Origin of the sequence: Lutibacter sp., assembly GCF_021647475.1 — a bacterium.
Classification (GTDB): domain Bacteria; phylum Bacteroidota; class Bacteroidia; order Flavobacteriales; family Flavobacteriaceae; genus Lutibacter.
Genome location: NZ_JAKIUR010000036.1, coordinates 16644 through 32163 on the forward strand (window position 1 = coordinate 16644; position 15520 = coordinate 32163).

Below are 15520 nucleotides of genomic sequence, written 5' to 3' on the forward strand. Positions count from 1 at the left end.
ATGAAATTAGACATTTTGGCAATAGGTGCTCACCCAGATGATGTTGAATTGGGTTGTGGAGCTAGCATCGCAAAAGAAATTAAATTAGGCAAAAAAGTTGGAATTTTAGATTTAACTCGTGGAGAATTAGGAACACGTGGTTCAGCTAAAATTAGAGCTATAGAGGCAAAAAATGCAGCTGAAATTTTGAATGTTGAAGTGCGTGAAAATTTAGGATTTCTAGATGGTTTTTTTACTAATGACAAAAAACATCAACTTGAAATAATAAAAATTATTCGAAAATATAAGCCTGAAATAGTACTGTGTAATGCTATTGATGACCGACATATTGATCATGGTAAAGGAAGTAAATTAGTTTCAGATGCTTGTTTTTTATCGGGGTTAATTAAAATTGAAACAAAATTAAATGATAAGTTACAACTTGCTTGGAGACCTAAACATGTTTACCATTATATACAGTGGAAAAATATTGAGCCTGATTTTGTTGTAGATGTTTCTGGTTTTATGGATTTAAAAATTAAAGCAGTAAAAGCTTATAGTTCACAATTTTACAATCCTGAAAGTAAGGAAGCAATTTCACCAATTACCAGTAAAAACTTTTTAGAGAGTATTGAATATAGGGCGAAAGATTTAGGAAGATTAATTGGTGTTGATTATGCAGAAGGCTTTACCACAGAACGTTATGTAGCTGTAAAATCTTTTGATAATTTAATTTAGAAAAAGGTTTGTAAAAAAAAACAAATGTTTTACATTTGCACTCCTAATAAATGGTGATTGTAGCTCAGCTGGTTAGAGCGCCGGATTGTGGTTCCGGAGGTCGCCGGTTCGAAACCGGTCTTTCACCCAAAATAAAAGCTTCTCTTAATTGAGAGGCTTTTTTTGTTTAATTTATTTTAAATCAATAGTTTACTCATTTTGTTTTAATTTATTTTTATTGTAATTTTATATTGATATTAAAAATCAAGGATCATTACCCAATTAATTCTTGGTTTGGCACTAGTAATTACTCACAAATAAATTACTGGTCTTACTTATTTTATTAATTATATAATCCCAATTTAATTTAAAATATTTAAAAATGAACTTTACAATGTTGTTTTTCGTCCTATTTATACTCTTTTTATTTAGTGGAATTCGGATTATTTATGAATATAAAAGAGGTTTGAAATTTAGATTTGGAAAATATATATCAACTTTAAAACCAGGTTTTAGGTGGATTATTCCCGTTGTTGAAACCATTCAAATTGTTGATATAAGAGTAATCACAATAAATATTGTATCTCAGGAAGTTATGACTTCAGATAATGTTCCTTGCAGTATTGATGGGGTAGTGTTTTTCAAAATTAATAATCCAGAAAAAGCAATTTTAGAGGTCGAAGAATATATGTTTGCAATAAACCAATTATCACAAGCTGCACTTAGAGATGTTTGTGGAAAGGTTGAATTAGATATCATTTTATCTAAACGAGAAGAAATGGGTAAAAATATAAAAATGATAGTTGATTTAGAAACAAATCATTGGGGTATTGAGATTATAGATGTAAAAGTAAAAGATATTCAGTTACCTGAAAACATGAAACGTATGATGGCAAGTCAAGCGGAAGCTGAACGCTCAAGAAGAGCAAGAATTATTTTAGCAAAAGCTGAAGAACAAGCTGCGGCAGCATTATTGAAAGCAGGTAAAATAATTGATAAATCACCATCAGCAATAAAATTGAGATTATATCAAACACTGGCTAATATTGCTTCAGAAAAAAATTCAACCATTGTTTTTCCATTTCCTGAAGAAGCTTTAACAAGAAAACTAAAAGAGAAATAAGTTGATTTAAAAATATTAACTCAATTTCTCTGCTAAAAAAGGTGCGGTGTATGAATTTTTGCAGTGAATTAAATCTTCTGGAGTTCCTTCAAAAATTAAACTTCCTCCTTTTTTACCACCTTCTTTTCCTAGGTCGATAATATAATCAGCACATTTAATTAGTTCAATATTATGTTCAATTACTATAATTGAATGTCCGTTTTTAATAAGTGCATTAAACGATTTTATTAATTTGTTGATGTCGTGAAAATGCAATCCTGTGGTTGGCTCATCAAAAATAAATAGGGACTTACTTTGCCGGTTACCTTTAACTAAAAAAGAAGCTAGTTTAAGGCGTTGTGCTTCACCACCTGAAAGGGTAGAAGAAGATTGACCAAGAGTGATATATCCTAAACCAACATCTTGTAAGGGCTGTAATTTTTTAACTATTTTAGATTCGCCGTGTGCTGCAAAAAAATCAATGGCATCATCAACGGTTGAATTTAAAATATCACTAATATTTTTACCTTGAAATTTAACTTCTAAAATTTCTTTTTTGAAACGTTTGCCTTTACAAGCTTCGCATTCCAAATGAACATCAGCCATAAATTGCATTTCAATAGTAACTTCACCTTCTCCTTTGCAAACTTCACATCTGCCACCTTCTACATTAAATGAGAAGTGTTTTGGTTGGTAGTTTCTAATTTTCGATAATTTTTCATGTGTAAATAAATTTCTGATATCATCATACACTTTTAAATAGGTTACTGCATTTGATCTACTAGATCTTCCAATAGGATTTTGATTGATGAATTCAATTACTTCAATTTGGTTTAAATCGCCTTCTAATTTTGTAAACTGACCTGCTTTTTCGCCATAACCGCCAATGTGTTTTTGCATAGCAGGATATAATATATTTTTAACTAAAGTACTTTTTCCACTTCCTGAAACTCCAGTAATCATAGTCAAAGTATTTAAAGGAAATGTTACATCAATGTTTTTTAAATTATGCTCACGAGCTCCTATAACTTTAATAAATTTAGTTAAAGTTCTTCTTTTTTTTGGAATTTCTATTTTTAATGTTCCATTTAAATATTTGGCTGTTAATGAATTTGATTTTAAAATGTCATTAAAACTTCCTTCAGCTACAATATTTCCTCCGTGCGTACCTGCTTCAGGACCAATATCAATAATAACATCGGCTGCTTTCATAATATCTTCATCGTGTTCAACAACAATTACCGTATTACCTAAATCGCGCAAATCTTTTAACACTTTTATCAAGCGTTGCGTATCTTTTGGATGCAGACCAATGCTTGGTTCATCTAAAATATACATGGAGCCAACTAAACTACTACCTAATGACGTTGCTAAATTAATTCGCTGACTTTCACCACCAGAAAGTGTGTTTGAAGTTCGGTTTAATGTTAAATAATTGAGCCCAACATTGTTTAAAAAGGTTAATCTATTGTTTATTTCAACCAATAATCTTTTTGCTATTTTTTGATTATGTTCAGATAATTTAAGGTTTTTAAAGAAAATAATAAGTTCATCTATTGGCAAATCAACTAAATCACTAATATTTTTATCAGTAATTTTTACATAATTAGCTTCTTCTCTTAAGCGTTTACCATTACAAACTGGGCATTTTGTTTTACCTCTGTACCTAGAAAGCATAACACGATATTGTATTTTATAACTTTTTGCTTCTAAATGTTTAAAAAAATGGGAGATTCCTTTAAAAGATTTGTTTCCGTTCCAAACTAATTGTTTTTGTTCTTCAGATAATTGAAACCAAGGTTTATGAATGGGAATATCAAATTTATATGCATTATTAATTAAATCGTCTTTATATTTTTTAAAAGTATCAGATTTCCAAGGTAAAATTGCATTTTCAAAGATTGATAGTGCTGTATTTGGGATTACTAAATCTTCATCAATACCTATAATATTACCGTAGCCTTCACATTTTTTACAGGCTCCATAAGGATTATTAAAACTAAATAAATGTACGTTTGGTTCTAAAAATTGAATGCCATCAAGTTCAAATTTATTATTAAATACGGTTTGTTTATTGGTGGCAATAGCTTCAATAATGCAAGTTCCTTTGCCTTCAAAAAAAGCAATTTGCACTGCATCACCTAATCGATTATAAAAATCTTCATCTTTTTTTACTATAATTCGGTCAACTACCAAATAAAAATTATGATTAATAGTAGAATTTATTTCATCAATTCTAAGAATTTCATTTTTATATTTAATTCTGGCATAGCCTTGTTGTGCTAAAATTTTCAAAGTTTGCGTTACGCTTCTTTTGCTAGGAATATGAACAGGAGCAAGCAATAAAAGTTTAGTATTTTCCTCAATATTTTTTACAAAATTTAGAACATCGGTTACGGTATGTTTTTTTACTTTTTTACCAGAAATAGGAGAGTAGGTTTCTCCAATTCTAGCAAATAGTAATTTTAAATAGTCATAAATTTCAGTAGAAGTGCCTACCGTTGAACGGGGATTGGTAGAGTTTACTTTTTGCTCAATAGCAATTGCAGGAGCAATTCCTTTAATATAATCTACTTTTGGCTTGTTTAATTTTCCTAAAAATTGACGTGCATAAGATGATAAACTCTCTACGTATCTACGCTGACCTTCAGCAAATAAGGTGTCAAAAGCTAAGCTAGATTTACCAGAACCTGATAATCCTGTAATTACTACTAATTTATTTCTAGGAATGGCAACATCAATATTTTTTAAATTATGAAGTTTTGCTCCTTTTATTAAAATATTTTTTTTTGGACTTAAAGCTGCTATATTTTGTGTCATTGTTGTCTTAAAAAACGAATAAATGCAAAGGTACTCACAATAAATTAATTTTTAACTAAATGATTATGTGTAAAATAAATTTGTATTTGTGAAAAAAATATAGCATATTTGAAATCTCATTTAAAAACAAAAGAACGCCTATACTACAATATTACTTTTTATAAATTAAAATAGAGACAAACATTTTTAACCCCTAAATGTATTTCAATTATGAAAAGTACACAATTACCTGATGGCGTATTAGTTAGCAATTACATTGATGGTCATGAAAAATCTTTAGAGATTTTAATATACCGACATAAACAACGAATTTTTAGTTTTATTTTATCTAAAATATTAAATAAAGATATCGCTGAAGATATTTTTCAAGATACTTTTATTAAAGTAATTAAAACTTTAAAAAAAGGAAGATACAATGAAGAAGGTAAATTTTTACCTTGGGTAATGCGTATTGCTCATAATTTAGTTATTGACCATTTTAGGCGTTCAAAAAGAATTCCTACAATTACTAATACTGATGATTTTGATATTTTTTCTATCATTAGTGATGATGTTTTAAATGCTGAAAATCAAATAATTAAATCGCAAATATTAGATGATGTAAAAGATTTAATTGAAGAGTTACCTGAAGATCAAAAAGAAGTTTTAGTTATGCGAATGTATAAAGATATGAGCTTTAAAGAAATTTCTGAATGTACTAATGTAAGCATAAATACTGCTTTGGGAAGAATGCGATATGCACTTATTAATTTGAGAAAATTAATTGAAAAGCATCAAATTATTTTATTAAGTTCTTAAAAAAAATACTAAAAGTAAATTTTTATCGTTAGCATATTATAAACTAATAATATATGATGAAACTTTACTCTGAAAAGACTCCTGTTAAGGAGCAACCAAGCGAAGAAATAATTCAATATTTGCTCAATTACTCTAAGCAATTACGAGTAGTTAAAACCAACTTAAACTATATTGAATTACATTTGAATTAATGTTCTTTTTAACCCATTTTACTAGCTAAAATGGGTTTTTTATTTTAGTAAAGATTTTCTGCCAATTGTTTTTGTAATAATATCTTTTTCTATATTCCAGCCACGAGCTGGAGAATATTCTCTACCATAATATATTATTTGTAAGTGCAATTTGTTCCAAAGTTTTTTAGGAAATAGTCGTTTTGCATCTTTTTCAGTTTGTTTTACATTTTTACCATTACTTAAATTCCATCGATACATTAGTCTGTGAATATGTGTATCCACAGGAAAAGCAGGAACTCCAAAAGCTTGGCTCATTACTACACTCGCAGTTTTATGACCAACAGAAGGTAATGCTTCTAAATCTTTAAATGTTTGTGGAACTTTTCCATTAAATTTTTCAACTATTATTTTTGATAACCCATAAATTCCTTTTGATTTCATAGGAGATAGTCCAACGGGTTTTATAATTTCTCTAATTTCTTCAACGCTAAGTTTAATCATATCATACGGATTATCAGCTTTAGCAAATAACAGTGGAGTTATGGTATTTACCCTTGCATCAGTACTTTGCGCTGAAAGAACAACTGCTATTAATAACGTAAAAGGATCTTTATGTTTTAAAGGAATTGGAACTTCTGGATATAATTTTTCTAAGGTGTCAATTACAAATTGAGCGCTTTCTTTTTTGGTCATTTTTAGTATCTTTACAAAAAGCTAAAATACAAATTATGATAACATTAAAAGTAGGAGATAAAGCACCAAATTTTAAAGCGTTGGATCAGCAAGGGAATACTATACAATTAGATAATTTTAAGGGCAAAAAATTAGTATTGTTTTTTTATCCAAAGGCAAGTACGCCAGGTTGTACTATGGAAGCTTGTAATTTACGTGATAACTATCAACAATTTTTAGCAAAAGGTTATGAAGTTTTAGGCGTAAGTGCCGATTCGGCAAAACGTCAACAAAATTTTATAACTAAGAATGAATTGCCTTTTCCATTGTTAGCAGATAAAGATAAAAAAGTTATTAATGCGTTTGGAGTTTGGGGTCCTAAAAAATTTATGGGAAGAGAATATGATGGAATTCACAGAACTACATTTGTTATTAATGAAAAAGGTATTATTGAAGATGTAATAACTAAAGTAAAAACTAAAGAACATACGAGTCAAATTTTAAAATAATTAAAACTTAATATCCATTTTTACATTAAAAACACGTTGTGTCATATAATTTGGAATACCATAAAATTGTTTAGAATATACATCTCTTACCCAAGTATTAGTTATTGAGTTTTGAATATCAAACATATTAAAAATTTCTACTCCTAAACTAAATTCTTTAAAATTCTTCAAAAATGAGCTATTGCTTTTATAAATTGCATCTTTAAAAATATACGAAATTCCTAAATCAGCTCTTTTATAAGCATTTAATCTATTTTGATAATCATAAGGGTTTGCATAAGATGGAGAACCACCAGGAACGCCTGTATTAAAAACTAAATTTAAATACATTTTTATATTTGGGATATTAGGAACATAATCTTGATATAACATTCCAAATTTAAAACGTTGATCAGTTGGACGAGAAATATAACCTAAGTGATTGTAGTTTTCTTCGGTTTTTAAATAACCAATACTAATCCAGCTTTGTGTACCGGGAACAAATTCGCCATTTAACCGAATATCAATTCCAGTGGCATAGGCAGTAGCATTATTGTCTGCTTTATATCTAATTTTTACATTATCAACAGTATAAGTATTAACATTAGTTAGGTTTTTATAATATATTTCTGAAATCAATTTAAAAGGACGTTTCCATAATTTAAAACTATAGTCATGCCCTAAAACTACTTGAATTGATTTTTGTGCTTTAACGTTTGGAACAATATTTCCGTTAAAATCTCTTAATTCTTTATAAAAAGGAGGTTGGTTGTACATACCACCAGCTATTCTAAAAAGCATATCTTTTTGCCAATCGGGTTTAATGGCAAATTGACCACGAATACTGTATATAATTTGATTTGAAGTAAGTAAATTTTTACCATTTACATTCCAATTATGAGAACGGACACCTAAATTATACCATATTTTATTGGTTTTCCAATAGGAAGTATTACTGTATTGTGCAAACCAAATTAATCGATCAATGTTTGTGTGATTTTGATTATTTATATTTTGAAAAGGAACAATAGCTCCAGTAAAAGGTTCGTAAGGTTGATTGTTTGAAAATTGGTTTGGAGGACGAACGCTAAATCCAACAGAATCAATTACTTCCCATTCTTTAATTCGATCTTTAATATCTTCATTTTGATATTTTAACCCAACATCAATTTGATGTTTTCCTTTTTTATAAGTCGCTTTTAATTGGGCGTTGCTAATTAAAGCATCAATATCATTTCTGGCATGGTTTAGTTGAGAACCAATTCCTTCAGAAAACGAAACTTCACCAAAATTATTTGAGCCAAAATCAGCATTGACATCTCCTAAATTATAACTAGCCAAAATATCATAATATTCTTCTTCAGTAGTATGATATACAGAGGTTGTTAAGCTAACATTCAAATTTGGGTTAACAATATAATTTCCTTTAATAGCACCAAATGTAGTTTTAAAACTATCATCTTCTTTTCCATTGTAATACACAATTAATTCCTGCGGATTAGTAATAGTTCCAAATTTTGTTCTTCTGGTTTTTGGTGTGTAATTGTAGTTATTTAATGAAAAATTCCCTAAAAAATCAATTTTAAATTTAGGATTTACCAAATAGGATAAAAATAATTGTGCATCAGTAAAATTAGGATTTGAATTGGTTTGAATATCTTTACTATTAATAAATAAACTGTTATTTCTATATCTAACTCCAAGTAATGCACTTAGTTTATTTTTTAAAAGTAATCCCTCTACGGTTGCACTTCCTCCTAACAAACTAGCATTAATGCGAGCTGCAAATTCTTTAGGAGTTCTATAAGTAATATCTAAAACTGAAGATAATTTATCGCCATACTTTGCTTGAAAACCTCCCGCTGAAAACTTAACATTTTCTACTAAGTTTCCATTTACAAAACTTAAACCTTCTTGTTGACCAGAACGAACTAAAAATGGTCGATATACTTCAATACCATTAACATACACTAAATTTTCATCAAAATTACCACCACGAACATTGTATTGTGTGCTTAATTCATTGTTATTATTTACCCCAGCTAAGGTCATTAATATATTTTCAACACCTTGATTAGCTCCAGGTATTTTAGTAATATCCGTAGGATTTACACTAATCATTCCTTGTGCATCTTTCTTTTTATCAACTACGGTTACTTCCTTAATTTTTTCGACTTTAGCTTTCAATACAGGATAAAATCGATAGGTTTTATTCTTTGGTATAGTCACAATTTTTTTAAGCAATTCATAGGCTACATGACTAATTATAATAGTTATTTTTTGATTTGCGGGAACTTTTAAATTAAATGCTCCTTGCTCATTGGTAATAGTTCCAAAATTTTTAACACTTATGGCAACTCCCTCTATTGGTTCTTTATCCGCATTTTTAACAACTCCTTTTATAATCGCTGTTTGAGAAAATGCAAAAGAACTAAAAAATAAAAATAAAAGTAGGGTTGTGTTTTTCAAAATCGTTGTTATTTTTTTCTAAAAAAGGTTGAATTTAAAATGGTTTTGTTACCTACATTATCAGTAACGGTAATTTTTAATTGATGTTTTGCAGTAATAAATTTTTTATCATCTAAATTATAAGTCAACATACCTTTTTTAACATTATATTCCATTAAAATCCAAGAGCCATCAATTTCTCCTCTATATTTTTTAATACCAGAACCATTATCCTTAATTTTTACTTCTAATTTGTTATAATGAGTTAACCACTGGTTATTTTTAAAATTCTTTAATTTGATAATAGGAGGAATACTATCAGTCATTAATTTATAATTTCCTAGTTTTTTTGTTAAGGTATAAAAAGTAGTATCTTTTTTTATGGTAGGTTGATAATTTATATATCCATTTTCAGTTACATAAGCAATGTAAAGTTGCCTTTTAGCATTTTTATTGTATTTAGAAACATTAAAAGTCAAAGTAAATTTTTTATTTAAAGGTACAGTTGGCGTGTGTATTTTAGCTAAAGTATCTGAAACTTTGAAATTCAAATACAGATTATTATAAAAAGTATTTTTAGGAAAGGCTGCAGTTACTCCGTTTTGAGTAAATTTTGAAAATTTGGTATAATTAATTTTATAAGGTGTTATGGTTACTTTAGGTTTTACTAAAATTGGAAGTTTTTTTCCTTCAATAGGAATGGTAATAGTACGACTATTTCCTTTAAAGTCAGAGGCAATAATTTTAACGGAATAACTGAATCCATCTTTAATAGATAGGTATCCGTTGTTTGGAGTAGTGTATAAACTTAATTTATTTTGTGGTTCAATAAAGCATTTTTGAACACGCTTCTTTGATGTTATAAAACGCTGATAATCAATTAGTAAGTTAATGTATTTAGATTCGGAAAAAGAAAAGGAAGAAGCTTTAAACTCAAACTGTTTTTTTCCATTTACTAACATTTTTAAATCGTACAATCCATTTTTATTGGCAGCACCATTTAATTGATCAAAAGCTGTAATTCCAAAGCCAATAGTGCCAGAAGCAGTTAGTTTAGTTGCTAATAAATTTCCATTTTTTAATTTTTTAAAAGGAATTTGAATAGGGATATTTACTTGATTTATTTCTGAATTATCATCTAAAGAATATCCAATTAGCGTATTAATGGTTGGTTTAATATTATCTTTAATGTTAACACCAAATAACATTGGATTAATTGGCTTTTCTGTTTTGGTATTTCTTATTTCAAAATGTAAATGAGGACCAGCAGAACCACCTGTGCTACCTGAATAAGCAATTATTTCATTAGCTTTAACAGGTAATTTATCCTTATTAGGAAAAACTTGAATTTCAAAACTTTCCTTTTTGTATTGTTTTTGTTTAATATATTTTTCAATGGTGCTATTAAATTTTTTTAAATGAGCGTAAACCGTGGTATAACCATTGGGATGTGTTACATATAAAGCTTTACCATAACCCCAAAGTGAAACTTTAATTCTAGATACATATCCTTCAGCTGCGGCATAAACATTTAAACCTTCTTTTTGTTGAGTTTTAATATCTAGTCCTGCATGAAAATGATTGCTCCTAAGTTCACCAAAAGTACCAGCAAGTACTAAAGGAATATTTAATGGAGTACCAAAATAATTTTTTGAAAACGAATTTTCTATCGATAAATCACCCTGTGAAAAACCGTTAATAAACGAAATAGTTAAAAATAAGAATGCTAGTTTTTTCAAATCCATAGATTTAAAGCTAAAATACTAATATTTATTAAAATTAGAATTTAATTAGTAATAAATTAGAAGATGTTTTTTAAAATTATATTTATAAAATAATTTAAAACAGTTGTTATATTGGTTTACTAACACTAACTTTGTATTACATAGTTTGTATTCTTATTATATGAATAAAATTACTGAAGTTGTCAATATAGTTGAACAAAAACTTAAAAAGCTTTTAGAAAATTATACTTTTTTGAAAGAAGAAAATGAGATTTTGTTAAGTAAAATTTCAGGATTAGAAAATCAAATAGTTAAGAATGAGCAATTATATAATGAATTAAATCAAAAACATACTTCATTAAAAATTGCTAAAACTATAGAGGGCAGTAAAGAAGATAGAAGAGAATCAAAACTCAAAATAAATGCTTTAATTCGTGAAGTAGATGTTTGTATTAAACAATTAAGCGAATAAGATCTTTAAAATGGCAGAACCATTAAAAATAAAAGTAACTATTGCTGGCAGGGTTTATCCAATTAGGGTAAATCATGAAAATGAGGAAGAAGGAATGAGAAAAGCAGCAAATCATATCAATGATTTAGTTACCAAATTTGAAAAAAATTATGCCGTTAGTGATAAGCAAGATGTTTTAGCCATGTGTGCTTTACAATTTGCATCATTAATAGAGATTAACGCTATTAATAAAGAAGATGACATCCATAAAGCAACAGAAAAAATTCAACAATTAAGTCATTTAATTGATAATCAATTAAAAAAATAAGTTCTTTTAAATAAAATAATAATAATACTGCCTACATTAGTTTTTGTTTGTTAACTCAACACTATATCTTTATAAAGGATGAGTCGTAGTTGTAAAAGCATGCCGTCTTGCACGGACACTTGACCAACTAGTTAGTCCTAATCTTGTTATAAGGAGTTTACTTAACCGTACTAATGTAGGTTTTTTTATACACTAAAATTATGGAAAATTATATAGTACCAATACTAATTGGAATAGCAATAGGTTTAGCAATAGGTTATGTTATTGCAAAAATTTTGGAAAAAACGAAAGCTACTAAAATTATTAGAAGCACAAAAAAAGAAGCTATAAAAATTCTTAGAGAAGCTAAATTAGAAGCAGATGCTCTTAAAAAAGATAAAATTTTACAGGCAAAAGAAAAGTTTATTGAACTTAAATCGGAGCATGAAAAAGTAATTATTTCTAGAGAGATAAAAATAGCAGATGCTGAAAAACGCATTAGAGATAAAGAATCTCAAGTTTCTCAGGAATTAGATAAAAATAGAAAACTAAATAATGAAGTTTCTCTTAAATTACAGGATTACACTAAAAAAGTTGAATATTTTGAAAGAAGAACAGAGGAAGTAGATAAACTGCATAGAAAGCAAGTTGAAAATTTAGAAGTTATTTCTGGATTATCAGCTGAAGATGCTAAAAAAGAATTAGTTAAATCGTTAAAAGAAGAGGCTAAATCTGATGCAATGGCTCACATTCAAGATACTATTGAAGAAGCTAAATTGACAGCACAACAAGAAGCTAGAAGAGTTGTTTTAAATACGATACAAAGAGTTGGAGTAGAGCAGACTGTGGAAAATTGTGTTTCAGTATTTAATATTGAATCTGATGATATTAAAGGTAGAATTATTGGTAGAGAAGGTAGAAATATTAGAGCTTTAGAAGCGGAAACTGGTGTTGAAATTATTGTTGATGATACGCCAGAAGCTATTATTTTATCTTGCTTTGATCCTGTGCGTAGAGAAATTGCACGATTAGCATTACATAAATTAGTAACTGATGGAAGAATTCATCCTGCAAGAATTGAAGAAATAGTTAAAAAAACAGAAAAACAATTACAACAAGAAATAATTGAAGTAGGTAAAAGAACGGTAATTGATTTAGGTATTCATGGTTTACATCCTGAATTAATTAAAACTATTGGAAGAATGAAATACCGTTCTTCTTATGGTCAAAATTTACTACAACACTCGCGTGAAGTAGCTAATTTATGCGGAATTATGGCTGCTGAATTAGGCTTAAATGCCAAACTAGCAAAACGAGCTGGTTTGTTACATGATATTGGTAAAGTACCCGATACAGAAAGTGAATTACCTCATGCATTGTTAGGTATGAAATGGGCTGAAAGATATAATGAAAATCCTGAAGTTTGTAATGCCATTGGTGCTCACCACGATGAAATTGAAATGAAATTTTTAATAGCTCCAATAGTACAAGTTTGTGATGCAATTTCTGGAGCTCGTCCAGGAGCTCGTCGTCAAGTGTTAGATTCTTATATTCAGCGTTTAAAAGATTTAGAAGATATTGCTTTTGGTTTTGGAGGCGTTCAAAAAGCTTATGCCATTCAAGCCGGTAGAGAATTACGTGTAATAGTGGAAAGTGAAAAGGTGACAGATGCAAAAGCTAATGAACTTTCATTTAACATTTCTCAAAAAATTCAGAATGATATGACCTATCCAGGTCAAGTTAGAGTTACTGTAATTAGAGAAACTAGAGCGGTAAATATTGCAAAATAATTGTAATTTTAACATACTCAAATATTAAAAATCTCACTAAGGTGAGATTTTTATTTATATATTAATTAGTAATAATAAAGAATGACATGCTAAATCTTCCTGACTAGCAGGTTAGGCTCAGCATCTGATTATCATTTAATTACCAGTATTTTATTGAATTAGACTCTGAACTAAATCCAGAGTGACGTATGTATTTTTTTACAAACCGATCTTGTCGAAGTTTTTAAAGAAAATTAAAGTTTTTTGCAAACTAATACTAACTATTAAAAAGCTATTTCCTAGGATGAAAATTAGTCATAACTTCTTTTAAATATCGTTTATCTAAATGCATATATATTTCAGTTGTAGTTATACTTTCGTGACCTAACATTTGTTGAATAGCTAATAAATTAGCACCGCGTTCTAATAAATGAGTTGCAAATGAATGCCTAAAAGTATGCGGACTTATATTTTTATGAATTCCTGCTTTTTCAGCTAAATTTTTTACAATAGTAAAAATCATAACACGTGTTAAAATTTTTCCTCTTCTATTTAAAAATAAAGTATCTTCAAAGCCTTTTTGGATTTTTATATGATTTCTTATTGCAGTTTGATATAAGGTAATGTATTTTTGAGTTTGAATATTTATAGGTACAAAACGCTGTTTATTTCCTTTTCCTAACACTCTAATAAATCCTTCTTCAAAAAATAAATCAGAAATTTTCAGATTAATTAATTCGGAAACTCGTAATCCACAACTGTATAAGGTTTCAATAATTGTTCGGTTTCGTTCCCCTTCATTTGTGCTTAAATCAATACTATTAATAAGTTGATCTATTTCTTTAACAGCTAATGTGTCAGGTAGTTTTCTTCCTATTTTAGGAGCCTCTATTAAACTAGTCGGATTATCATTTCTATAATCTTCAAAAATAAGATAATTAAAAAAATTCCGAAGTCCAGAAAGTAAACGAGCTTGAGAGCGAGCATTTAATTCCTTAGCTGTTTCGTACATAAATTGTTTAACTTCTTCATCACTAATAGCAATAGGAGAAAGGCTTATATGATTAACTTCTAAATACTTAATTAATTTTTTGACATCTCTGCCATAAGCCTCTATCGAATTATTTGAAAGTCCTTTTTCAATTCTAAGGTAATTTTGATAATCTTGTAAGGCATTTAACCATTTCATTTCATAAAAATAAAGATTATATTTACAATATAATAGATTTTAAAATGAAAATACTAATCCTTAACGGTCCTAATTTAAATTTGCTTGGTAAACGGGAGCCTTCAATTTATGGAAATGAGACTTTTAATGATTTTTTTGAGGCTTTAAAAAAGAAATATGCCGATGTTGAATTACATTATTTTCAAAGTAATATTGAGGGAGAATTAATTGATAAATTACATGAAGTAGGTTTTACTTTTGAGGGTATTATATTTAATGCGGGTGCTTACACACACACTTCTGTAGCCATTGGCGATGCTATTAAAGGTATTGAAACTCAGGTAATTGAGGTGCATATATCTAATGTTTATGCTCGTGAAAAATTTCGTCATGTTTCTTATATTGCACCAAATGCCAAAGGAGTAATTGCAGGTTTTGGATTGCAAAGTTACGAGTTAGCATTGCAAAGTTTTTTATAATATTTGGGCGTTACCGTAAACGGTCGGGCTTTTACTACTCGCTTTTAAATTGCAAAAAAGCAATTAAAAGAGCTCAAACAAACCCGTTCTATCCCTAACGCAAAAGTAACTTGTAAACGTAGTGCAGTGTAGTAATTCGTTTCTATTAATGAGATTACTTCGTCGTTATCACTTCTCGTAATGACGTTTTACTTTGTTCTTTACGAAGTTTTGAAAAAAAACTGTGGCAATCCGTTTCTATTAATGACTGACCTTACGCAAAACATTCACGATTACGCCACATTTTGATATTTATTTGTTGATAACTCATTAATTTGTTTCATTGCGTTTTTTAGAGCGTTATAATAAATTCTATCTTTCAAAGCAAAGGCATTAGATTTTGTTCTAATTTTCAGTATTTCAACTTTAGAGTATGCCATAATAGA

13 protein-coding genes, 1 tRNA gene and 1 other RNA gene are annotated in these 15520 nt (G+C 28.5%); 10 read left to right on the plus strand and 5 right to left on the minus strand.

Annotated elements, in window-relative coordinates; translation table 11 throughout:
• From bshB1 to L3J60_RS09445, 3 genes are all read left to right on the plus strand, one after another.
• Nucleotides 1–717, plus strand: a complete 717-nt coding sequence (gene bshB1, locus L3J60_RS09435) for a bacillithiol biosynthesis deacetylase BshB1 (protein ID WP_291975256.1) — start codon at nt 1–3, stop codon at nt 715–717.
• Nucleotides 718–769: 52 nt separating this feature from the next.
• A tRNA-His gene (locus L3J60_RS09440) sits at nt 770–845 on the plus strand.
• Between the two features lie 233 nt (nt 846–1078).
• A complete protein-coding gene (locus L3J60_RS09445; RefSeq protein WP_291975257.1) occupies nt 1079–1819 on the plus strand; it encodes an SPFH domain-containing protein in 741 nt (246 codons plus the stop codon).
• A 15-nt stretch (nt 1820–1834) separates the two neighbouring features.
• On the opposite strand, the gene uvrA is transcribed toward L3J60_RS09445, so the two are convergent.
• A complete protein-coding gene (gene uvrA, locus L3J60_RS09450; protein WP_291975258.1) occupies nt 1835–4618 on the minus strand; it encodes an excinuclease ABC subunit UvrA in 2784 nt (927 codons plus the stop codon).
• A 210-nt stretch (nt 4619–4828) separates the two neighbouring features.
• Between uvrA and L3J60_RS09455 the strand changes: the two genes are divergently transcribed.
• Nucleotides 4829–5416: a sigma-70 family RNA polymerase sigma factor gene (locus L3J60_RS09455; protein WP_291975259.1), complete on the plus strand. Its 588-nt coding sequence runs from the start codon at nt 4829–4831 to the stop codon at nt 5414–5416.
• Nucleotides 5417–5646: 230 nt separating this feature from the next.
• Here L3J60_RS09455 and nth read toward each other — a convergent pair whose 3' ends face one another.
• A complete protein-coding gene (gene nth, locus L3J60_RS09460; RefSeq protein WP_291975260.1) occupies nt 5647–6282 on the minus strand; it encodes an endonuclease III in 636 nt (211 codons plus the stop codon).
• 35 nt (nt 6283–6317) lie between these two features.
• On the opposite strand from nth, the gene bcp reads away from it, so the two are divergent.
• On the plus strand, nt 6318–6770 hold the full coding sequence (gene bcp / locus L3J60_RS09465) for a thioredoxin-dependent thiol peroxidase (RefSeq protein WP_291975261.1): 453 nt from the start codon (nt 6318–6320) through the stop codon (nt 6768–6770).
• On the opposite strand, the gene L3J60_RS09470 is transcribed toward bcp, so the two are convergent.
• Nucleotides 6771–9218 (minus strand): carboxypeptidase-like regulatory domain-containing protein, encoded by a 2448-nt coding sequence (locus L3J60_RS09470; protein WP_291975262.1) that lies wholly within the window; start codon nt 9216–9218, stop codon nt 6771–6773. It abuts the gene before it with no gap.
• Nucleotides 9219–9226: 8 nt separating this feature from the next.
• Nucleotides 9227–10936, minus strand: a complete 1710-nt coding sequence (locus L3J60_RS09475; protein WP_291975263.1) for a M23 family metallopeptidase — start codon at nt 10934–10936, stop codon at nt 9227–9229.
• A 166-nt stretch (nt 10937–11102) separates the two neighbouring features.
• Here L3J60_RS09475 and L3J60_RS09480 point away from each other — a divergent pair, with 166 nt between their 5' ends.
• The 4 genes from L3J60_RS09480 (at nt 11103) to rny (ending at nt 13469) form a co-directional block, all read left to right on the plus strand.
• On the plus strand, nt 11103–11393 hold the full coding sequence (locus tag L3J60_RS09480) for a hypothetical protein (protein ID WP_291975264.1): 291 nt from the start codon (nt 11103–11105) through the stop codon (nt 11391–11393).
• Nucleotides 11394–11403: 10 nt separating this feature from the next.
• On the plus strand, nt 11404–11700 hold the full coding sequence (locus tag L3J60_RS09485) for a cell division protein ZapA (RefSeq protein WP_291975265.1): 297 nt from the start codon (nt 11404–11406) through the stop codon (nt 11698–11700).
• 53 nt (nt 11701–11753) lie between these two features.
• Nucleotides 11754–11859, plus strand: a non-coding RNA gene (ssrS, locus tag L3J60_RS09490) — 6S RNA.
• Nucleotides 11860–11900: 41 nt separating this feature from the next.
• A complete protein-coding gene (rny, locus tag L3J60_RS09495; protein WP_291975266.1) occupies nt 11901–13469 on the plus strand; it encodes a ribonuclease Y in 1569 nt (522 codons plus the stop codon).
• 271 nt (nt 13470–13740) lie between these two features.
• Here rny and xerD read toward each other — a convergent pair whose 3' ends face one another.
• Nucleotides 13741–14637, minus strand: coding sequence for a site-specific tyrosine recombinase XerD (gene xerD, locus L3J60_RS09500; protein WP_291975267.1), 897 nt, complete (start codon nt 14635–14637; stop codon nt 13741–13743).
• A gap of 44 nt (nt 14638–14681) precedes the next feature.
• On the opposite strand from xerD, the gene aroQ reads away from it, so the two are divergent.
• Nucleotides 14682–15095 (plus strand): type II 3-dehydroquinate dehydratase, encoded by a 414-nt coding sequence (gene aroQ / locus L3J60_RS09505; RefSeq protein WP_291975268.1) that lies wholly within the window; start codon nt 14682–14684, stop codon nt 15093–15095.
• The last annotated feature ends 425 nt before the right edge of the window (nt 15096–15520 follow it).